Origin of the sequence: Pseudomonas fluorescens, from assembly GCF_902497855.1 — a bacterium.
Taxonomy (GTDB): domain Bacteria; phylum Pseudomonadota; class Gammaproteobacteria; order Pseudomonadales; family Pseudomonadaceae; genus Aquipseudomonas; species Aquipseudomonas fluorescens_BI.
Map to the genome: position 1 here is coordinate 66,138 of NZ_CABVHU010000013.1, position 19,513 is coordinate 85,650.

Sequence of the window (19,513 nt, forward strand, 5' to 3'; positions counted from 1 at the left end):
GCAGAAGACATCAGGATCACCATTGTTGTTGTTAAATGGGCTGTGCGAGCGATAAAACACTGGCATTGGCCAACCGGTCTGTTGCCGGTAGTGGGGCGATCCTAATCGCGCAAGCTTTCACCCAGCTTTCGCGGATGAAAGCATTGACCGGATGTGCAACCGGTCGTCGGACCGGGGCAAGGGAGGAAGACCGAGTGAGGGCCTTCGCGAGCAGGCTCGCTCCCACAGGTCGGTGGCCACTGATGATCCACTGTGGGAGCGAGCCTGCTCGCGAAGGAGTCGATACAGATACATGAGGAGGAACAACATGGCCGAAATTCATACCGGCGGTTGCCACTGCGGACAACTGCGCTATCAATTCAGTGGGGCGTTGCATGACATCGCCCATTGCCATTGTTCGATCTGTCGGCGGGTCAGCGGCGCGATTGTGACCACCTGGATCACCGTCCCCGCGTCGGCCTTTCAATGGCTGACCGGGCAGCCAGCGCGGTATGACTCTTCCTCGACCTGCGCCCGATACTTCTGCCGCAACTGTGGGGCGCAGCTGGCGCTGGTGACTCATCTCAGTCCGGACAGCATCGACGTGACCATCGCCACGCTCGATCATCCCGAACAGGCACCGGCCGAGCGCCACATCTGGACTGACAGCCGTCTACCGTGGCTGCATCTGGACGAGCACTTGCCGTCTGAGCCTGAAGAAACCCTCTGATCAAAAAACAGACAGGTCCAGCGGACGAATCGCGCCCATCCAGATCGCGTGCTCTGTATGGTCGAGCAGATCGTTACCGGTGTCCGGGTGCAGGAACACCACCAGACCCTTGCGGTTGAGCGCCAGCCACGGCAGCACGTCGCCAAGGTACTGCGGCTCGAAAGCCAGCTGGCAACTCCAGTCCGGGTGCGGGCCGACCTGGCGTTCGTGGACTCGCCCCATCTTCAGCGGGAATAACCTGGCCGCTTGCTCACACAAGGTGCGCGCCTGCTCGATAGTGCTAGCGTTAAAATAGACATGTGCGTGGTAACCCATGATCGGTTGCATTTGGAACCCTCTGAAAACCCGTTCGAACCCTCACCGTTTCTTACAGGTCACACGCCATATACGTAGGAAACAAGGATCGCAGCCATGAAAAATGCCGAGACCCCCGTGGTGAAAGTGGTGCTTTATGGTGCCATGAGTAGCCTGGGCAGTGCGCTGATGGCTGAAATGCTACGGCGCCAGCATGAAGTGATCGCCATTCTCGATGACCTCACCGCGCTCGCGCCGCGCCCGGGTTTGCGGACCAAGACCGGCGATCTGTTCGACGCGCAGCGAGTCAAGCAAAGCGTAGCCGGGAGCTCTGCGGTCGTTTGTCTGTTGGATGCACCGGGTCTGCCGTTCAATAGCGAGCATGTGGAAAAAACCATCGTGCCGGGCCCCGTCGAACAGGTGCTGGCAGTGGATGCATTGATCGCCGGTATGCAGGCTGCCGGTATTGCCCGGCTGTTTCTGGTGGGCGATTTCGAGGTGCTGGATGATCCGGAGATCGAGGATCAACTGGAGCGCCATGCCGCCGAAGAAATCCGCGAGGCCCTGCAAAGCAGTGCCTTGCACTGGACGCTGGTGAATGCGCCGCGGGGGGTGCCAGGGCTGACGATCGAACATTTCAGCCACGTCAGCAGCAGCCTGGAACCGGGTCTGGCCGAACCGCTGGCCCGGTTGAACCGGGTAGCGATCGGGATTGCCGATGAATTGCACCTGAATTTGCACATTGGTGAGCATGTGAATTTCATTGCGACGTCAGAACCGTAACAGATCGCTATCACACGGCAATCGAGGGTAGAGGCAAGCCGTTAAGTGATTGCGCACTGCTGGCCTGCTCGGCCATCAACCAGTCCACGAACAGTTGAATCAACGGCCCACGCCGTTTGCGTTGTGGCAGGACCACGTAATAACCCAGCCTGGAAATCACCGATTCAGCAATCGGGCGACACAACAAGCCTTGCGCCAGCAAGTTATCCACAAGGTGCCGCCAGCCGATCGCAACGCCTTGTCCGCCAATCGCCGCTTGAATCAGCAAGGTGTAATTGTCGAAGCGCAATTGCCCCGGTGCTGGCGCCGACGAGAGACCCAGCTCGCGAAATACGCCGCTCCAGTCGAACCAGTTGCTGCTGTTTTCGCCGCGCAGGTGCAGCAATGGAAATTCCAGCAATGTCTGAACCGGCAAGGGCAGGGGGCGATCCTTCAATAGCAGCGGGCTGCACACGGGGAACACTTCCTCGCTGAACAGCCAATGGCTTTCACCCTGTTTGAATCGGCCATCACCGAACAACACCGCCACATCGATATCGGTGCGCAGCATGTTGAGACTGCGTTCGCTGGTGACCAGGCTGACATCGACCTGAGGGTTGGCGGCGTGAAACCGATGCAGTCGCGGCATCAGCCAATAGGCGGCAAAGGCAAAATCGGTGGCGACCTGCAACACCTCGTGCTGATGCTGTGCACTGATCGCACTCAATCCAGCGTCTATATTCTGCAAACCTGCCTGAACCTGCTGAAAAAGTATTGTCCCGGCCTCGGTCAATTCGATGCCGCGATAGATCCGATCGAACAGCCGCGTTCCCAACTGTTCTTCCAATCGTTTGATCTGTTGGCTGATGGCCGGCTGCGTCGTGCCGAGCTCCACCGCCGCGGCGGTGAAACTACGCTGACGGGCTGCGGCTTCGAAGGCGCGCAGTAGATCCAGAGACAAATCACCAAGGGCGTCATACATAAGCTGTGCTTATCCTAGTCATTGCCGCGCATGGGCTTTACCACAAAGTAGGCGGACTCCATGCTCGATCCCAGCACTCTCGCATAAATATTCACTATGGAATGCCGCGATCACATGAAGCGCAAGAATATTCTTTTCATCATGGCCGATCAGATGGCCGCGCCAATGTTGCCGTTCTACGGCCCTTCGCCCATCAAATTGCCCAACCTGAGCCGCCTCGCCGCCGAAGGCGTGGTGTTCGACGCCGCTTATTGCAACAGCCCGCTCTGCGCGCCATCGCGGTTTACCCTGGTCAGCGGTCAGTTGCCGAGCAAGATTGGCGCCTACGACAACGCAGCCGATTTCCCCGCCGATGTACCGACTTATGCCCATTACTTGCGTCGACTCGGTTACCGCACGGCCTTGTCCGGCAAGATGCATTTCTGCGGCCCCGATCAGTTGCACGGTTATGAAGAACGCCTGACCAGCGATATTTACCCCGCCGACTATGGCTGGTCGGTGAACTGGGATGAACCGGACGTGCGTCCGACCTGGTTCCACAACATGTCCTCGGTACTGCAGGCCGGGCCGTGCGTGCGCACCAATCAGCTGGATTTTGATGAAGAGGTGGTGTTCAAGGCCCAGCAATACCTGTTCGACCACATCCGTGAGGATGGCGACAAGCCTTTCTGCCTCACCGTTTCAATGACTCACCCACATGATCCGTACACCATTCCTAAAGCGTTTTGGGATATGTACGCCAACGCCGACATCCCATTGCCCGAAACCCCGGCCCAGACCGAACTGGATCCGCACTCCCAGCGCTTATTGAAAGTTTATGACCTGTGGGACAAACCACTGCCTGTGGATAAAATCCGCGATGCGCGCCGCGCTTACTTCGGTGCTTGCAGCTATATCGACAGCAATGTCGGCAAACTCCTGCAAACCCTCGAAGAAACCGGCCTGATCGATGACACCATCATCGTATTCTCCGGCGACCACGGTGACATGCTCGGCGAACGTGGGCTCTGGTACAAAATGCACTGGTTCGAAATGGCGGCACGGGTACCGCTGCTGATCAGTGCACCCGGGCAATTCGGCGCTGGCCGGGTCAGCGCAGCGGTATCCACCGCCGATCTGTTGCCGACCTTCGTGGAATTGGCTGGCGGCTCACTGGAACCAGGCTTGCCACTGGACGGTCGCTCGCTGGTATCGCACCTGCAAGGGCAGGGCGGTCACGATGAAGTCTTTGGCGAGTACATGGCTGAGGGCACCATCAGCCCGCTGATGATGATTCGTCGCGGCGCTTATAAATTCATCTACAGCGAAGACGACCCTTGCCTACTCTTCGACGTACACAACGACCCGCGTGAACAGGAAGAACTCAGCCGGTCGCCACAACATCTGCAGCTGTTCGAGGAATTTCTCGCCGAAGCGCGGGCCAAATGGAATATCCCGGCGATCCACCAACAGGTGCTCGCGAGCCAGCGTCGTCGGCGTTTTGTCGCCCAAGCGCTGACCATCGGCAAGCTGAAGAGCTGGGATCACCAGCCACTGGTGGACGCCAGTCAGCAATACATGCGCAACCACATCGACCTTGATGATCTGGAGCGCAAAGCCCGTTATCCACAACCCTGCCAAAACCAATAATGTTAAGGGGAAGTCCATGCAAAGGTTATCCACAGTACTGACGGTAGGGCTCCTGGCGCTGGGCAGCGCCTCGGCGTTCGCCGAGCAAAGCTGCGACACCGTGAAGATGGCCGACCCCGGCTGGAGCGACATTGCCGCGACCAACGCCATCACCGGTTTTCTGCTGGACGGCATGGGCTACAAGGCCAAGGTCGACACCCTGGCGGTGCCGATCACCTTTGGCGGTCTCAAGGATGGCCAGGTGGACGTGTTTCTGGGTAACTGGATGCCAGCGCAGCAGGGCTTCTACGATAAGTTCGTGGCCACGGGCGATGTCACTCAATTGGCGAAGAACCTCGAAGGCACCGAGTTCACGCTCGCCGTCCCCGATTACGTCTGGGACGCGGGTGTGCATGATTTTGCCGATCTGAACAAGTACGCCGACAAGTTCGACAAGAAGATCTATGGCATCGGCTCGGGCGCTCCGGCCAACATCTCCTTGCAGGACATGATCAAGAAGAACGACTTCGACATGGGTCAATGGAAGCTGGTCGAGTCCAGCGAGCAGGCCATGCTGGCCGAAGTCTCCCGCGCGGTGAAAAAGCAGAAGTTCGTGACCTTCCTCGGCTGGACCCCGCACCCGATGAACGTGCAGCTGAAAATGCATTACCTCAAAGGCGGCGAGAAGTATTTCGGTGATACCGGCAGCGTTCATACCCTGACACGCAAAGGTTATGCACAGGCCTGCCCGAACGTTGGCAAATTGCTCACCAACCTGAGGTTCACCCAGGAGATGGAGAACAGCATCATGGCTGAGGTGGTGAACAAGAAAATCAGCAATGCCGATGCAGCCAAGGCCTGGATCAAGGCCAACCCGGCGGTGCTGGATAAATGGCTGGACGGGGTGAAGACCGTGGACGGGAAGGATGCATTGCCGGCGGTCAAAGCCAAGCTGTAAGGTTCGACTGACGCCATCGTCGGAACGCCGCCCGGAGCCGGCTCGCTCCCACAGGACCGCGCATTTCCCTGTGGGAGCGAGCCGGCTCGCGAATCGATTTTTGACCTTGCGCCATGACAACTGAAACACCACCCTGATGTTTTTTGCAGTCATCCACCGCGAGGACCCATGGCCTTCCCCAGCCGCCATTCTCTCTTCCCCTTCCTTACCTGGCTGCCGCGGCAGACCCGTGCCAGCGTCGGCCGTGACCTGATCGTCGGCCTCAGCGGTGCCATTCTCGCTTTGCCGCAATCCATCGCCTACGCCCTGATTGCCGGCCTCCCACCGGAGTATGGCTTGTATGCCGCCATCATCCCGGTGCTGATCGCCTGTCTGTGGGGTTCGTCCTGGCACCTGATCTGCGGCCCTACGGCGGCCATCTCCATCGTCCTGTACGCCAGCGTCAGTCCTCTGGCCGTTCCCGCGTCAGAGGACTACGTCACCCTCATCCTGTTACTGACACTGCTCGCCGGCATTTTCCAGTGGCTGCTGGGATTGCTGCGTTTTGGCGCCTTGGTGAATTTCGTCTCGCACTCGGTGGTGTTGGGTTTCACCCTCGGCGCAGCGGTGGTGATCGCCATCGGCCAACTGCCAAACCTGCTGGGGCTGGACGTGCCCAACCAGGCGACGGCGCTGGACAGCTTTGTGATGGTGTTCAAGCACCTGGGCGAAGTGGATAAACCTTCGTTGGCGTTGGGGTTGGCGACAGTAGGAGTGGGCGTGATCCTGAAATTGCTGCTGCGACGCTGGCCGACCTTATTGATCACCCTGGTCCTGAGTGGGCTGATGGTCTGGCTCTGGCCGGCGATGTTCGGTCACGTGAAGCTGGTCAGCGCATTCGTCGGGCGACTGCCCCCCTTCAGCCCACTGCCGCTGGACCTGGACCTGATCCTGCGTCTGCTGCCCAGCGCCGTAGCGGTCGGGATGCTCGGGCTGGTAACGAGCCTGTCGATTGCCCGTTCCTTGTCGGCCCGTTCGCAGCAACTGCTCGACGCCAATCAGGAAGTCCGCGCCCAGGGTGTATCGAACATGGTGGGAGCGTTCTTTTCCGGCTCGCTGTCAGCCGGTTCCTTCACGCGCTCGGGCCTGAGCTACGAAGCCGGCGCCTGCTCGCCGCTGGCCGGGGTTTTTTCGGCGTTGTGGGTGGCGCTGTTTGCGATTTTTGGCGCGGGCTTGATTGCGCACATCCCCATCCCGGCCATGGCCGGCAGCATTCTGTTGATCGCCTGGGGACTGGTGGACCATCGCGGGATCCGCGCGCTGTTGCGGGTCAGCCGCGCCGAGTTTCTGGTGATGACGCTGACCTGTATCGCCACACTGCTGCTGGAACTGCAGACGGCAATCTACGCCGGCGTGTTGGCTTCGCTGTTTTTCTACCTCAAACGCACTTCGCAACCGCGGGTGCAGCATTGGCGCGACGGGGATGAAGACATTCTGCGAGTCGGCGGGTCGATCTTTTTCGGCGCCAGCCATTACCTGCAAGTGCGCCTGCAACGGATGCACGGCGCACGCGTGGTGATCGAGGCGCAACACATCAACTTCATCGACTATTCAGGCGTGGAAATGCTGCACCAGGAAGCACGGCGGCTGTTGCAGCAGGATCGCAGCTTGACCCTGCGCGGGGCGAGACCACCGGTGGTGGAGGAGTTGAGAAAACTGGAAGGCGCGGAGAAATGCCCGATCCGGTTTGAGGATTGAAAGACCGCCCCCTCCTGCGGGGATTTGGGCGAACATACATCGCGTGCTCGTCGGCGATCAAACTGTAGGAGCTGGCTTGCCAGCGAAGGCGATATGTCAGTCGACACTTGTATTAACTGATAGACCGCCTTCGCTGGCAAGCCAGCTCCTACAGGGTTATGCGGCGAGTTGGCGGCGGAGTTCGGCCAGCACTGGCACGGTATCCGGCCGCACACCGCGCCACAGGAGGAACGCTTCCGCCGCCTGTTCGGCGAGCATCCCCAGGCCATCCATCGCCACCGCCGCGCCATGTTCACTGGCCCAACGGCAAAACGCAGTCGGGTCCTTGCCGTACATCATGTCATAGCAGACCGTCTTGCCCGGCTCGATCAAACTGCTGGCAATCGGTGGTACATCGCCTGACAGGCTCGCGGACGTCGCATTGATAATCAGGTCCACCGGTTCCTGCAACCAATCGAAACCACTGGCCGACACCGGCCCCAGGTCAGCGAACAACTCCGCCAGCAACTCGGCTTTTTCCACCGTGCGGTTGGCGATGATCACCGACGCGGGCTGCTCGGCCAGCAATGGCTCCAGCGCACCGCGCACCGCGCCGCCGGCACCCAGCAGCAGGATGCGTTTGCCCTTGAGGCTGAACCCGGCATTGACCGTCAGGTCCCGCACCAGTCCGGCGCCATCGGTGTTGTCACCCAACAGACTGCCATCGGCCAGTTTGCTCAGGGTGTTCACCGCGCCGGCCCGTTGCGCCCGCTCCGTCAAACTGTCCGCCAGGCGATAGGCGTCTTCCTTGAACGGCACCGTCACATTCGCCCCGCGACCTTCGAGGAAAAACGCCCGGGCACAGCCACAAAAGTCGTCGAGCGGTGCCAGCAAGGTGCTGTAGTCAAGTTTTTGCGCGGTTTGCCCGGCAAACAGACGGTGGATCAACGGCGACTTGCTGTGGCCAATCGGATTACCGAATACGACGTAACGATCCATCAACACACCTCACCTGTAGGAGCTGCCGCAGGCTGCGATCTTGGCGCAATCCCCGACGAAACTGAACTCAACCTTTGGCCAACCAATCGCGGTCTTGCAGGAAGTACTCGGTCAGGCGCGCTTCTTCGCTGCCCGGCTCGGCTTTCCAGTCATAGGCCCAGCGAACCTGCGGCGGCAGGGACATCAGGATCGACTCGGTGCGCCCGCCCGACTGCAGGCCGAAGAGCGTACCGCGGTCGTAGACCAGGTTGAATTCGACGTAGCGGCCACGCCGGAACTCCTGGAATTCGCGCTGTTTCGCGCTGAATGCGTCATTTTTGCGGCGCTGCACGATCGGCAGGTACGCATCGATGAATGCATCACCAATGGCCCGCATGAAGGCGAAGCTGGTGTCAAAGTCCCACTCGTTCAGGTCATCGAAGAACAGACCACCGATGCCCCGTGGCTCGTGGCGATGCTTGATATGGAAGTAGCTGTCACACCAGGCCTTGTAGCGCGAATAAACGTCCGGCCCGAACGGCGCACAAGCCTGCTCGGCGACGCGGTGCCAGTGCACGCAGTCGTCTTCATTGCCGTAATAAGGCGTCAGGTCGAAGCCGCCACCGAACCACCAGACCGGCTCTTCACCTTCTTTTTCCGCGATGAAAAAGCGCACGTTGGCGTGGGAAGTCGGCACATGCGGGTTGTGCGGGTGAATGACCAGCGACACGCCCAGGGCTTCGAAGCCACGGCCTGCCAGCTCTGGTCGATGGGCGCTGGCGGAAGGCGGGAGACCGCTACCGAAGACGTGGGAAAAGTTGACGCCGCCTTTTTCGATGACCGTGCCGTTTTCGATCACCCGGGTGCGACCGCCGCCGCCGGCAGGCCGGGCCCAGGCATCTTCGACGAAATGCGCACCGCCGTCTTCAGCTTCCAGAACAGCGCAAATGCGGTCTTGCAGGTCGAGCAGGTAGGCTTTTACGGCCTCGGTGCGGGTCGTCATTTCATCACCTTGAATCGGGCAAAGCGACGCGGCGCTCCATCGGAGCGGGGGCCGGCGCAAATGGGCGCGTAGCATAACATCGCAGGTGCACCCTTCGCAGTTGACGAAGATCAAGCTTGGGCGTTCGATAGGGCGCTTGACGCAACAACTCTAGAAGCCAAGACCCAAGGAGAGTTCTGATGGCAAAGCGTATCCAGTTCCGCGCCCATGGCGGCCCCGAAGTGCTCGAGTATGTCGATTACCAGCCCGCCGAGCCCGGCCCGCAGCAAGTTCGCGTGAGCAACAAGGCCATCGGCCTGAACTTCATCGACACTTATTATCGCAGCGGTCTTTATCCGCCGCCGTCCCTGCCATCGGGCCTGGGCTCCGAAGGCGCGGGCGTAGTCGAGGCGGTGGGCAGCGAAGTGACCCGGTTCAAGGTCGGTGATCGCGTGGCTTACGGCAGCGGCCCGCTAGGCGCCTACAGCGACGTTCATGTATTGCCCGAAGCCAATCTGGTGCTTCTGCCGGACGCGATCAGCTTTGAACAGGCCGCAGGCGTGATGCTCAAGGGCCTGACCGTGCAGTACCTGCTGCGCCAGACCTACGAACTCAAGGGCGGCGAAACCATTTTGTTCCACGCTGCGGCCGGCGGTGTCGGCTCCCTGGCGTGCCAATGGGCCAAGGCCTTGGGCGTGAAGTTGATCGGCACGGTGAGTTCACCGCAGAAAGCCGCGCTGGCCAAGGCCAACGGCGCCTGGGCCACCATCGACTACAGCCATGAAAACGTCGCACAACGCGTGCTGGAATTGACTGACGGCAAAAAAGTCCCGGTGGTGTACGACGGCGTCGGCAAGGACACCTGGCTGACCTCGCTCGACAGCGTTGCTCCACGTGGCCTGGTGGTGAGTTTCGGCAATGCGTCAGGCGCGGTAGACGGGGTGAACCTGGGGATTTTGTCGGCGAAGGGCTCGCTGTACGTGACCCGGCCGACCCTGGCGACCTACGCCAACACTGCGGAAAATCTGCAGCGAATGGCGGATGAACTGTTTGAGATGATCATCAGCGGGAAGCTGAAGGTGGACATCAGCCAGAAGTATCCACTGGCTGAAGCGGCTAAGGCTCAGGCAGAGTTGTCGGCGCGGCGTACGACCGGTTCAACTATTCTGTTGCCTTGAGGGCCTCTTCGCGGGCAAGCCTCGCTCCTACAGGTCTGTGTCGTACACATATTCTGCGTAGGACACAGACCTGTAGGAGCGAGGCTTGCCCGCGAAGAACGATAACGCGGTCTCAATCCGGGCGAATTACGTTTCCAGTCGCCAGGTCTCGAATAACGCTCGGATTCTTGCGCCCACCCAGATTCCCACCCAGCACCAGATCAAGCTGCCCCCGGAAATACTGCTCGACGCGAATCCGCGTCCGCGCCGCCGGTCGGCCCTGAGGGTTGGCCGAAGTCGACACCAGCGGCCCCACCAACGCACACAAATCCCGCACCTGCGGGTGATCGCTCACCCGCAGCGCCACAGTCTCGTGCACGCCCGTGATCCACTGCGGCAACTGATTCTGGTGCGGCACCAGCCAGGTATTCGGCCCCGGCCAAGTGCTGGCCATGCGGTCCATCCACAACTCGGGGAAGTCTTCGAAGAGGAAGTCGAACTGGCGGATATTATCGGCGACCAGAATCAGGCCTTTTTCCACCGACCGTCCCTTGATCAACAGCAGACGATCTACCGCTTCTTCGTCCCAAGGGTCGCAACCCAGGCCCCAGACCGCTTCGGTTGGATACGCAATCACCGCGCCTGCGCGAATGGCTCGTGCGGCTTGTTGCACACGCCAACTGTTGACCATGAAAAACTCTCCGGAATAAGGCTCTGCGCAGTTTACCTTGCTTCCTTATAAAACCTAGCTAACCCGCGCAAACCAGCGCCCGCTTTCGCAAACCGCCCGGCCATCCATTTCCAGTTCCGTCAGCGCGACCAGCACTTTGGGCAAGGTCCAGCCGCTGGCCTCTGCCAGCGCCTCGCTGGTGTGGGGCGCCGCGTGGAGCAGCACAAGCAGTGGATGGATGGCGGCAGTCGACGGCGTCTCGGTGGATAACGGCAACCGTTGCCAGCCGCGCAAGGCTTCGAGGATATGCTCGATGGTTTCCACCAGCACCGCGCCGTCGCGGATCAATTGATGACAACCGCGGGCGCCGGGATGATGAATCGATCCGGGAATCGCATAAACCTCACGACCTTGCTCCGCCGCCAGCCTCGCGGTGATCAACGAACCGCTGGCGACACTCGCCTCGACCACCAGTACCCCGAGTGACAAACCACTGATGATCCGGTTGCGCCGCGGGAAGTTGCTGGCGGTAGGGCCAGCATCCAGCGGAAACTCGGAAAGCACTGCGCTGCCCGATGCAATCATGGCCTCGGCCAGCCGTCGATTGCGCTGTGGATAAAACTTTTCAAGTCCCGTGCCAAGTACCCCGACCGTTCGCCCGCCCACGTCCATTGCCGCCTGATGCGCAGCGGCATCAATTCCGAGTGCCAGGCCGCTGGTGATGACAAAACCGGCACTCGCCAGGCTACGGGAAAACGCGGCGGCGGTGTCCATGCCGGGCCGGGAGGCGCGACGACTGCCGACCATCGCCAGCTGCGGTTTTTCCAGAATGCCTGGATCGCCTGCGACGAATAACAGCGGCGGCGCATCGCTGATTTCAGCGAGCAACGCCGGGTAGTCGGGCTGGTCCCACATCAGTAAATGCTGGCCCGGACGCTCTAGCCAGGCCAATGCATGGCTGGCGCCGTCGCGAATTTCACTGGAGCGCCTGGCCTCCGAGCATGCAAGGGGCAGGCCCAGCGCACGCCAGGCACTCGCCGGCGCGCTGATGGCTTTGGACGCCGAACCGAAGGCCTCGATCAATATCTTGAAACGCGCAGGGCCAAGTTCAGGCAAACGGTGCAGACGTAATCGAGCTTCCAGTTCCGCAGGGGAAACCGGTGAAACACCAGATAGCGACATGGATCATCCTTGATCGTTATAAGCCCCGTTCGAACGGGAACAAGCTGTGGATAACTCTGTTGGTAACTTGTGGAGCCTGCTTACGGATTTCGTACCTTGTCCATCACCGCCAGCGAGCGCGAAGCATTGAGCACCAGCCCGTAGCTGAGCTTGTCGTAAGTGCGGAACACCATCAGCAAACCCGCACGCTCATCAGGAATTTTCACGGGTTGACCGGTGATCCGGTCCCGTACCGTTTCGCCGGTTTTCATCACCACCAGCACGTTGCCTTCGGCGAGGCCATCGCGTTGGCCCTTGTTGAGCGTGACCACATCCAGCGCGCCGATCTGGGTAACCCCGCGCGGCACGTCGATGATCAAGCCGTTGATTTCGGTTTTTGGCGAACCGGGCATGAAGGTCGAGTTGATGGACCGCTCCTCGCTGCTGAACAGGCGGTCGCCGAGCCGCACTTCCTGCGTCGTGCGTTGCAGCGCCAGGGTGGCGACGTCGCCTTCGGTGGCCACAATCTCGCCACCGCCGATATCGTCGGCATTGATCCCGAGAAACTCCTTGCTCTCGGGGTCGGTATAGACCTTGCCCTGACGGAAGATGCCGTAGACCGGCTGATCCGGGTCGAAGTGTCCGCGGGCGAAAATGCGATCACCGGTGCCACTGAGCACCCGCTCGGCATCGCCTGCGACGATATACGGCGCCTTGTCGAAGTCCTCGGCCTTGTCGACGATGCGGTTGCTCAGCAAAAAGCTGTTGATCGCTTGCAGTGGAATGCTCGGGATGGCGTCGGCCACCGGGCTGCTGCGGATGCGTGGCGAGAGCTTGATGGTGCCCCGGGAAGCGCCGCGATTGAGGGTCAGGCGCGGCTGGCCGTTGACGTACACCAGTGACAGCGTATCGCCGGGATAGATCAGATTGGGGTTCTCGATCTGCGGATTGGCCTGCCAGAGCTCGGGCCACTTCCACGGCTCACGCAGGTATTTGCCCGATATGTCCCAGAGTGTGTCCCCCGTGACAACCGTGTATTGCTGTGGAAAACCTTCCCTGAGTTGCACTTGCCCGTGCGCAAAACCGGCCGAGGCCAGGAGCAGCAGGGCGAGTAGTGATTTCCTCATGCGGTGAATCCCTTTATTATGTGCGTTCGCGTGAAACGCCAGAGCCCTCGTGGCTCGCTCCCGGCTTGCTTGTGCAAGGGAGCTACGTTTCACAACGGTAGCCGGCATCTTCGGACCCGCCAGGCCATCGACCCGACTTTACCTCACACGTGCAGCAATTGAGCTTATGGCCATTTTAGACATCCTCGAATTCCCCGATTCGCGCCTGCGCACTATCGCCAAACCAGTGGCCGTAGTGGACGACGAAGTGCGTCAGTTGGTCGACGATATGTTTGAAACAATGTATGAAGCGCCAGGCATCGGCCTCGCCGCGACCCAGGTCAACGTGCATAAACGTATCGTCGTCATGGACCTCTCCGAAGACCGCAGCGAACCGCGGGTGTTCATCAACCCCGAGTTCGAAACCCTGACCGACGAGATGGAACAGTATCAGGAAGGTTGCCTCTCGGTGCCGGGCTTCTACGAAAACGTCGATCGCCCGCAGAAGGTCAAGGTCAAGGCCCTGGACCGCGACGGCCAGCCTTACGAACTGATCGCCGAAGGCCTGCTCGCCGTGTGCATCCAGCATGAATGCGACCACCTCAACGGCAAATTGTTCGTCGACTACCTGTCCACGCTCAAACGCGACCGAATCAAGAAGAAACTGGAAAAGCTCCATCGCCAGAACGCTTGATGCCCTTCTTCCAAAGGCTTGCTGCGGCAAGCCTTTTTCTTTTCAGAGATCGCTCCCATGACTGAGCCACTGCGCATTGTCTTTGCCGGCACCCCGGAATTCGCCGCCGAACACCTCAAGGCCTTGCTCGACAGCCCTTACGAGATTGTCGCGGTCTACACCCAGCCGGACCGTCCGGCGGGCCGCGGGCAAAAGTTGATGCCAAGCCCGGTCAAGCAGCTGGCTCTGGAAAACTCTATCGCGGTGCTGCAACCGCCAAGCCTGCGCAACGAGGACGCCCAGGCCGAACTGGCCGCGTTGAAGCCGGATTTGCTGGTGGTGGTCGCTTACGGCCTGATCCTGCCACAGGTGGTGCTGGATATTCCGCGCCTGGGTTGCATCAACAGCCACGCCTCCCTGCTGCCACGCTGGCGTGGTGCGGCACCGATCCAGCGCGCGATCGAAGCCGGCGACAGTGAAAGCGGCGTGACCGTGATGCGCATGGAAGCCGGTCTCGATACCGGGCCGATGCTACTCAAGGTCACTACGCCGATCACCGGTGAAGACACCGGCGGCAGCTTGCACGACCGTCTGGCCGAGATGGGTCCACCCGCCGTTATCCAGGCGATTGCGGCGCTCGCTGCGGGCACGCTGGACGGCGAAGTGCAGGACGACAGCCTCGCCACCTACGCGCACAAATTGAACAAAGATGAAGCGCGCATCGACTGGAGCCGTCCGGCGGTTGAACTGGAACGCCTGGTTCGTGCCTTCAATCCATGGCCGGTCTGCCACAGCACGCTGAACGGCGAAGCGCTGAAAGTTTTGGCCGCGAGCCTCGCCGAAGGGCAGGGCACACCCGGAGAAATCCTCAGCGCCAGCAAAGACGGCTTGATCGTCGCTTGCGGCGCGCAGGCTCTGTGTCTGACCCGCCTCCAATTGCCCGGCGGCAAAGCGCTGAACTTCAGCGACTTGTTCAACAGCCGTCGGGAGAAGTTCGCCGTCGGCACCGTCCTCGGTCAAACGGCGGACGCTCAATGAATCCACGTCTGGCCGCCGCCAAGGCACTGGCTGCTGTTCTTAACGGAAAAGCCTCACTCAACAGTTCTCTGCCGACACAAATGGACAAGGTCGAAGACCGTGATCGCGGCTTCACCCAGGACCTGGCGTTCGGCACCGCTCGCTGGCAGCCGCGTTTGTCGGCGCTGGCGGCAAAGTTGTTACAGAAACCGTTCAAGGCAGCCGACGCCGATGTCGAGGCGTTGCTGCTGGTCGGCCTCTATCAGCTGCTCTATACCCGGGTGCCGGCCCACGCCGCCATTGGCGAAACCGTAGGTTGCGCGGACAAGCTGAAAAAGCCCTGGGCCAAGGCACTGCTGAATGCTGTTTTACGCCGCGCGCAACGGGAAAGCGAAGCGTTGCTTGCCGAACTGGAACACGACCCGGTCGTGCGTACCGCTCACCCGCGCTGGTTGCAAAAATCCCTCAAGGCCTTCTGGCCTGAACAATGGGAAGCCATTTGCGCGGCAAACAATGCGCATCCGCCGATGATTCTGCGGGTCAACCGTCGCCATCACGGGCGCGACGCCTACCTTGGTTTGCTGAGCGAAGCCGGCATCGCCGCCACGCCGTGCGTCTACAGTCCGGATGGCATCATCCTCGACGCCGCGGCCGACGTACGCAGCCTGCCGGGTTTTGCCGAAGGCTGGATCAGCGTGCAGGACGAGGCAGCCCAACTGGCCGCCGATCTGCTGGATCTGGCACCGGGTCAGCGCGTGCTGGACGCCTGCTGCGCACCGGGCGGCAAGACCTGCCACATCCTTGAAGCCGAACCCGCACTGGCCGGCGTCGTGGGTGTCGATCTGGAAGCCAAGCGCCTGGTGCGGGTGCGCGAGAACCTCGCACGCCTGGGCCTGAGCGCTGAACTGATCGCTGCCGACGGCCGCGACATCGCGACCTGGTGGGATGGCAAACCCTTCCAACGCATTCTGTTGGATGCACCGTGCTCGGCCACCGGTGTGATTCGTCGTCACCCGGACATCAAGCTGACCCGCCAACCCGATGACATCGCCGCATTGGCGGTGCTTCAGGGTGAGTTGCTGGACGCCATGTGGATAACGCTGGAAGTGGGCGGCATCCTGCTTTACGCCACCTGTTCCACGCTGCCGACCGAGAACACCGAAGTGATCGAGGCCTTCCTTGCCCGTACGCCAGGTGCCCGCGAACTCGACATTGCCAGTCAGGCTGGCATCAAGCAGCCCCACGGTCGCCAGTTGCTGGCCCAGGAAGGCGGCCACGACGGGTTCTACTACGCCAAGCTGATCAAGATCGCCGCCGCGCGCGGTTAACCGGGTTTAAGGGAGTGACTGGATGAAAATCATCATCCTCGGCGCAGGACAGGTCGGCGGTTCGCTGGCGGAACACTTGGCCAGCGAGGCCAATGACATCACGGTTGTCGACACCGATGGCGATCGTCTGCGCGATCTCGGCGACCGCCTGGACATCCGCACCGTGCAGGGCCGCGGCTCGCTCCCGACGGTGCTGCGCCAGGCTGGCGCGGACGATGCCGACATGTTGGTGGCCGTGACCAGCAGTGACGAAACCAACATGGTGGCCTGTCAGGTCGCCCACACGCTGTTCCACACGCCGACCAAAATCGCCCGGGTTCGCGAAGCGGCCTACCTGACCCGTACCGACCTGTTCCACAACGAAGCGATTCCGGTGGACGTGCTGATCAGTCCGGAGCAAGTGGTCACCAACTACATCAAGCGCCTGATCCAGCATCCGGGCGCGTTGCAGGTGATCGATTTCGCCGAGGGCAAAGCCCAGCTGGTGGCGGTCAAGGCCTATTACGGCGGTCCTCTGGTGGGCCAGCAACTGCGGCAATTGCGTGAGCACATGCCGAATGTCGAAACCCGGGTCGCGGCGATTTTCCGCCGTGACCGCCCCATCCTGCCCCAAGGCGACACGGTGATCGAGGCGGACGACGAAGTCTTTTTCATCGCGGCCAAGGCGAATATACGCGCAGTGATGAGTGAAATGCGCCGCCTCGATGAGAGCTACAAGCGCATTGTCATCGCTGGCGGCGGGCAGATCGGTGAACGCCTGGCCGAGGCCATTGAAAGCCGTTACCAGGTGAAGATCATCGAGATGAACCCGACGCGCTGCCGACATCTTTCGGACACCCTCGACAGCACCGTGGTGCTGCAGGGCAGCGCTTCGGATCGGGATCTGCTGTTGGAAGAGAACATCGCCGACGCCGATCTTTTCCTCGCCCTGACCAACGACGACGAAGCCAACATCATGTCGTCCTTGCTGGCCAAGCGCCTGGGCGCGAAGAAGGTGATGACGATCATCAACAACCCGGCCTATGTCGACCTGATCCAGGGCGGGGACATCGACATCGCCATCAGCCCGCAACTGGCGACCATTGGCACGTTGCTGGCCCATGTGCGGCGCGGCGATATTGTCAGCGTGCACTCATTGCGCCGCGGCGCGGCGGAGGCCATCGAGGCCATTGCCCACGGCGATGCGAAGTCGAGCAAGGTCATCGGTAAATCCATCGAGAACATCGGCCTGCCACCCGGCACCACCATCGGCGCGATCATTCGCGACGAAGAGGTGATCATCGCCCACGACGACACCGTGATCGCGGCGGGCGACCATGTGATTCTGTTTCTTGTGGATAAGAAGCATATTCGGGATGTGGAAAAGCTGTTTCATGTGGGACTCAGCTTCTTCTGATCAGGGATTTGCGGTGGCCGGGCGGGCCTTTTCGCGAGCAGGCTCGCTCCCACAATGAGTTTTTGCCGTACATATGCGTTCACTAAAGATCTACTGTGGGAGCGAGCCTGCTCGCGAAAGCTATCTTTCAGCGAAACGTCCCTTCCTGATTCTCCTCAACAAGGAATCCACCATGCTCGAATCCCTGGAAAAAATGCTCGCCAAGGGTGTGGATAACGCCTTGCTGCGCTTCGGCCTGGGCAAGGGTTACCTGGATCTGGGAGAGAACGCCAAGGCCGCCGAGCATTTCCAGCGCTGCGTCGAGTTCGATCCGAAGTATTCGGCGGCCTGGAAACTGCTGGGCAAGGCCCATCTGGCGCTGGCGGATTATCCGGCCGCGCGCCAGGCCTGGGAACGCGGCCTGGAAGCCGCCCGCGGCCATGGCGACAAGCAGGCGGAAAAGGAAATGACGGTGTTCCTGAAAAAACTCGAGCGTCAGGCCCACTGATCAGAGGTCAATACCAGCGCTCTTCACCCGGTGGACGCTTCTTGAAGCGCTTCATGCTCCACATGTACTGGCTCGGATAAGCCCGGACATAGCGCTCAACCACCTGACTCATGGCCGCACAGGATGTCTCGGTATCGGTGCTGTACATGGCTTCTGGCGCGGCTTCGAGGATCACCTTGTAACCCGAACCGTCCGGCAGCCGCAGCGCGTGCAGGAACACGCCGACCGCTTTGCCACCGGCAAGCATGTTCGGTACGAATTTGCTGGTCAGTGCCTGCGTAGCAAAGAACGGCACGAAGATCCCGGCGGATTCGGCGGGCTCCGGGTCGGCGGGAATCCCGACGGCCCCCCCTTTGCGCACTTCCTTGATCACGCTGAGGATGCCTTCCTTGGTGGAGGCGGCAACCCGATTGCCCAGTTGCACCCGCTGCTTGCGCAGCAAATCATCCACCGCCTTCAGCTTGGGCGGACGATAGAAAATGATCGGTTTGCATTGGCTGCAATAAAAGTGATTCAACACTTCCCAGTTGCCCAGGTGGCTGGTGATACCGACGACGCCTTTGCCGGAGGCGAGGGCGTCCTTCAATACGTCGAGACCTTCGACTTCACGCACCAGATCGATCGAGCGCTGAGCCGGCCAGATCCAGGCGCAGGCGCTTTCGGTCAGGGACTTGCCGATGTCTTTCAGGCTCTGGCCGACCAGGCGCTCCCGTTCCGCCGGATCCATGTCGGGGAAACACTTGGAAAGATTGATCCGCACCACGTCGCGGGAACGGTTGGGGGTTTTCCACATGAACCAGCCGATGACCGAGCCCACAGCCTGCACTGCCCGCCACGGAAGCAGGGCAAACAACCGCAGAGCGCCTACCAGCAAGGCGCCTTTAAACTTATCCACAGGTCACTCCTGATCTTGTGCTGTGTGCGAGGCGGCTATTCTAACCGCCGTTCGCCAGCACAGCGTAGCGATCGCAATCCCGGGTGTGGTCCATGACCATGCCCGAAGCCTGCATCAGCGCGTAGCAAATGGTTGGGCCAACGAAGGTGAAACCGGCCTTTTTCAATCCTTTGCTCATCTCCACGGCGACCGGCGTCACGGCCGGCACTTCGGTGCGATCCTTGAAATGATTGATCACAGGCTTGCCGCCGACGAATGACCAGAGAAACGCCACCGGGTCCTCCAGCGCCAGCCAGGCCTGGGCATTACGCCGGGCCGCGTTGAGTTTGAGCCGATTGCGGATAATCCCCGGATCGAGCATCAATTGATCGATTTCCGCGTCGCTCATCTGCGCTACGCGCTGGACGTCGAAGCCGAACATTACCTCTCGATAACGCTCGCGTTTACGCAATACGGTGATCCAGGACAGGCCGGCCTGGAACCCTTCGAGCAAAAGCAACTCGAACAATCCCTGCGCATCGCGTAGCGGCGTACCCCACTCCTGATCGTGATAAGCCATGTACAGCGGATCTTCGGAACACCAAAAGCAGCGTGGCATAAGGCTCCAGGGGGCGTGCGCAGGACCGAATCGGGT

Annotated in this window: 20 protein-coding genes; 11 read left to right on the plus strand and 9 right to left on the minus strand. The window is 60.7% G+C overall.

Annotated features, from left to right (window positions below; genetic code table 11):
- Window positions 1–307 precede the first annotated feature (307 nt).
- The gene (locus F8N96_RS24070) at window positions 308–709 is read left to right on the plus strand and encodes a GFA family protein (RefSeq protein ID WP_150799935.1); all 402 of its coding nucleotides are present in this window, start codon (window positions 308–310) and stop codon (window positions 707–709) included.
- On the opposite strand, the gene F8N96_RS24075 is transcribed toward F8N96_RS24070, so the two are convergent.
- The gene (locus F8N96_RS24075; RefSeq protein WP_150799936.1) at window positions 710–1,036 is read right to left on the minus strand and encodes a DOPA 4,5-dioxygenase family protein; all 327 of its coding nucleotides are present in this window, start codon (window positions 1,034–1,036) and stop codon (window positions 710–712) included.
- A gap of 84 nt (window positions 1,037–1,120) precedes the next feature.
- On the opposite strand from F8N96_RS24075, the gene F8N96_RS24080 reads away from it, so the two are divergent.
- On the plus strand, window positions 1,121–1,786 hold the full coding sequence (locus tag F8N96_RS24080) for an NAD(P)-dependent oxidoreductase (RefSeq protein WP_150799937.1): 666 nt from the start codon (window positions 1,121–1,123) through the stop codon (window positions 1,784–1,786).
- 10 nt (window positions 1,787–1,796) lie between these two features.
- On the opposite strand, the gene F8N96_RS24085 is transcribed toward F8N96_RS24080, so the two are convergent.
- Window positions 1,797–2,747 carry a choline sulfate utilization transcriptional regulator gene (locus F8N96_RS24085; protein ID WP_150799938.1) on the minus strand — a complete coding sequence of 317 codons (951 nt, stop codon included), beginning with the start codon at window positions 2,745–2,747 and terminating at the stop codon, window positions 1,797–1,799.
- Between the two features lie 114 nt (window positions 2,748–2,861).
- On the opposite strand from F8N96_RS24085, the gene betC reads away from it, so the two are divergent.
- The 3 genes from betC to F8N96_RS24100 all read left to right on the plus strand — a co-directional run bounded on the left by betC (window position 2,862) and on the right by F8N96_RS24100 (window position 7,050).
- Window positions 2,862–4,376 (plus strand): choline-sulfatase, encoded by a 1,515-nt coding sequence (gene betC / locus F8N96_RS24090; RefSeq protein ID WP_150799939.1) that lies wholly within the window; start codon window positions 2,862–2,864, stop codon window positions 4,374–4,376.
- A 16-nt stretch (window positions 4,377–4,392) separates the two neighbouring features.
- Entirely contained in the window at window positions 4,393–5,313 is a 921-nt protein-coding gene (gene choX / locus F8N96_RS24095) for a choline ABC transporter substrate-binding protein (protein ID WP_150799940.1), read from the plus strand.
- A gap of 168 nt (window positions 5,314–5,481) precedes the next feature.
- The gene (locus tag F8N96_RS24100) at window positions 5,482–7,050 is read left to right on the plus strand and encodes a SulP family inorganic anion transporter (protein WP_150799941.1); all 1,569 of its coding nucleotides are present in this window, start codon (window positions 5,482–5,484) and stop codon (window positions 7,048–7,050) included.
- A gap of 156 nt (window positions 7,051–7,206) precedes the next feature.
- Here the strand turns inward: F8N96_RS24100 and aroE are convergent, their stop codons facing one another.
- Window positions 7,207–8,028, minus strand: coding sequence for a shikimate dehydrogenase (gene aroE, locus F8N96_RS24105; protein ID WP_150799942.1), 822 nt, complete (start codon window positions 8,026–8,028; stop codon window positions 7,207–7,209).
- A gap of 67 nt (window positions 8,029–8,095) precedes the next feature.
- Window positions 8,096–9,010, minus strand: a complete 915-nt coding sequence (gene hemF / locus F8N96_RS24110; RefSeq protein WP_150799943.1) for an oxygen-dependent coproporphyrinogen oxidase — start codon at window positions 9,008–9,010, stop codon at window positions 8,096–8,098.
- A 179-nt stretch (window positions 9,011–9,189) separates the two neighbouring features.
- Between hemF and F8N96_RS24115 the strand changes: the two genes are divergently transcribed.
- Window positions 9,190–10,167 carry an NADPH:quinone reductase gene (locus F8N96_RS24115; protein WP_150799944.1) on the plus strand — a complete coding sequence of 326 codons (978 nt, stop codon included), beginning with the start codon at window positions 9,190–9,192 and terminating at the stop codon, window positions 10,165–10,167.
- A gap of 112 nt (window positions 10,168–10,279) precedes the next feature.
- On the opposite strand, the gene F8N96_RS24120 is transcribed toward F8N96_RS24115, so the two are convergent.
- From F8N96_RS24120 to F8N96_RS24130, 3 genes are all read right to left on the minus strand, one after another.
- Entirely contained in the window at window positions 10,280–10,837 is a 558-nt protein-coding gene (locus F8N96_RS24120) for an L-threonylcarbamoyladenylate synthase (RefSeq protein ID WP_150799945.1), read from the minus strand.
- Window positions 10,838–10,891: 54 nt separating this feature from the next.
- Entirely contained in the window at window positions 10,892–11,998 is a 1,107-nt protein-coding gene (gene dprA / locus F8N96_RS24125) for a DNA-processing protein DprA (RefSeq protein WP_150799946.1), read from the minus strand.
- Between the two features lie 80 nt (window positions 11,999–12,078).
- Window positions 12,079–13,104, minus strand: a complete 1,026-nt coding sequence (locus tag F8N96_RS24130) for a LysM peptidoglycan-binding domain-containing protein (RefSeq protein ID WP_150799947.1) — start codon at window positions 13,102–13,104, stop codon at window positions 12,079–12,081.
- Between the two features lie 166 nt (window positions 13,105–13,270).
- Here F8N96_RS24130 and def point away from each other — a divergent pair, with 166 nt between their 5' ends.
- From def to F8N96_RS24155, 5 genes are all read left to right on the plus strand, one after another.
- On the plus strand, window positions 13,271–13,777 hold the full coding sequence (gene def / locus F8N96_RS24135; RefSeq protein WP_064680548.1) for a peptide deformylase: 507 nt from the start codon (window positions 13,271–13,273) through the stop codon (window positions 13,775–13,777).
- A gap of 57 nt (window positions 13,778–13,834) precedes the next feature.
- Entirely contained in the window at window positions 13,835–14,794 is a 960-nt protein-coding gene (gene fmt, locus F8N96_RS24140) for a methionyl-tRNA formyltransferase (protein WP_150799948.1), read from the plus strand.
- On the plus strand, window positions 14,791–16,101 hold the full coding sequence (gene rsmB, locus F8N96_RS24145; RefSeq protein ID WP_150799949.1) for a 16S rRNA (cytosine(967)-C(5))-methyltransferase RsmB: 1,311 nt from the start codon (window positions 14,791–14,793) through the stop codon (window positions 16,099–16,101). Before fmt ends, rsmB begins: the two co-directional genes overlap by 4 nt.
- A 22-nt stretch (window positions 16,102–16,123) precedes the next feature.
- Window positions 16,124–17,497 (plus strand): Trk system potassium transporter TrkA, encoded by a 1,374-nt coding sequence (gene trkA, locus F8N96_RS24150; protein WP_150799950.1) that lies wholly within the window; start codon window positions 16,124–16,126, stop codon window positions 17,495–17,497.
- 172 nt (window positions 17,498–17,669) lie between these two features.
- Window positions 17,670–17,984 carry a tetratricopeptide repeat protein gene (locus F8N96_RS24155; RefSeq protein WP_150799951.1) on the plus strand — a complete coding sequence of 105 codons (315 nt, stop codon included), beginning with the start codon at window positions 17,670–17,672 and terminating at the stop codon, window positions 17,982–17,984.
- A gap of 7 nt (window positions 17,985–17,991) precedes the next feature.
- Here the strand turns inward: F8N96_RS24155 and F8N96_RS24160 are convergent, their stop codons facing one another.
- Window positions 17,992–18,879, minus strand: a complete 888-nt coding sequence (locus tag F8N96_RS24160; RefSeq protein WP_150765400.1) for a lysophospholipid acyltransferase — start codon at window positions 18,877–18,879, stop codon at window positions 17,992–17,994.
- 40 nt (window positions 18,880–18,919) lie between these two features.
- Window positions 18,920–19,477 (minus strand): DNA-3-methyladenine glycosylase I, encoded by a 558-nt coding sequence (gene tag / locus F8N96_RS24165; protein WP_150765399.1) that lies wholly within the window; start codon window positions 19,475–19,477, stop codon window positions 18,920–18,922.
- Window positions 19,478–19,513 lie beyond the last annotated feature (36 nt).

Excerpts from the sequence above, each read along its gene's own strand:
- F8N96_RS24120 (WP_150799945.1), bottom strand. The coding sequence starts at position 10,837 with ATGGTCAACAGTTGGCGTGTGCAACAAGCCGCACGAGCCATTCGCGCA.
- F8N96_RS24115 (WP_150799944.1), top strand. The coding sequence starts at position 9,190 with ATGGCAAAGCGTATCCAGTTCCGCGCCCATGGCGGCCCCGAAGTGCTC.
- rsmB (WP_150799949.1), top strand. The coding sequence starts at position 14,791 with ATGAATCCACGTCTGGCCGCCGCCAAGGCACTGGCTGCTGTTCTTAAC.
- aroE (WP_150799942.1), bottom strand. The coding sequence starts at position 8,028 with ATGGATCGTTACGTCGTATTCGGTAATCCGATTGGCCACAGCAAGTCG.
- F8N96_RS24130 (WP_150799947.1), bottom strand. The coding sequence starts at position 13,104 with ATGAGGAAATCACTACTCGCCCTGCTGCTCCTGGCCTCGGCCGGTTTT.
- betC (WP_150799939.1), top strand. The coding sequence starts at position 2,862 with ATGAAGCGCAAGAATATTCTTTTCATCATGGCCGATCAGATGGCCGCG.
- choX (WP_150799940.1), top strand. The coding sequence starts at position 4,393 with ATGCAAAGGTTATCCACAGTACTGACGGTAGGGCTCCTGGCGCTGGGC.
- dprA (WP_150799946.1), bottom strand. The coding sequence starts at position 11,998 with ATGTCGCTATCTGGTGTTTCACCGGTTTCCCCTGCGGAACTGGAAGCT.
- F8N96_RS24070 (WP_150799935.1), top strand. The coding sequence starts at position 308 with ATGGCCGAAATTCATACCGGCGGTTGCCACTGCGGACAACTGCGCTAT.
- F8N96_RS24085 (WP_150799938.1), bottom strand. The coding sequence starts at position 2,747 with ATGTATGACGCCCTTGGTGATTTGTCTCTGGATCTACTGCGCGCCTTC.
- F8N96_RS24080 (WP_150799937.1), top strand. The coding sequence starts at position 1,121 with ATGAAAAATGCCGAGACCCCCGTGGTGAAAGTGGTGCTTTATGGTGCC.
- F8N96_RS24155 (WP_150799951.1), top strand. The coding sequence starts at position 17,670 with ATGCTCGAATCCCTGGAAAAAATGCTCGCCAAGGGTGTGGATAACGCC.
- def (WP_064680548.1), top strand. The coding sequence starts at position 13,271 with ATGGCCATTTTAGACATCCTCGAATTCCCCGATTCGCGCCTGCGCACT.
- F8N96_RS24075 (WP_150799936.1), bottom strand. The coding sequence starts at position 1,036 with ATGCAACCGATCATGGGTTACCACGCACATGTCTATTTTAACGCTAGC.
- trkA (WP_150799950.1), top strand. The coding sequence starts at position 16,124 with ATGAAAATCATCATCCTCGGCGCAGGACAGGTCGGCGGTTCGCTGGCG.
- F8N96_RS24100 (WP_150799941.1), top strand. The coding sequence starts at position 5,482 with ATGGCCTTCCCCAGCCGCCATTCTCTCTTCCCCTTCCTTACCTGGCTG.
- hemF (WP_150799943.1), bottom strand. The coding sequence starts at position 9,010 with ATGACGACCCGCACCGAGGCCGTAAAAGCCTACCTGCTCGACCTGCAA.
- tag (WP_150765399.1), bottom strand. The coding sequence starts at position 19,477 with ATGCCACGCTGCTTTTGGTGTTCCGAAGATCCGCTGTACATGGCTTAT.
- fmt (WP_150799948.1), top strand. The coding sequence starts at position 13,835 with ATGACTGAGCCACTGCGCATTGTCTTTGCCGGCACCCCGGAATTCGCC.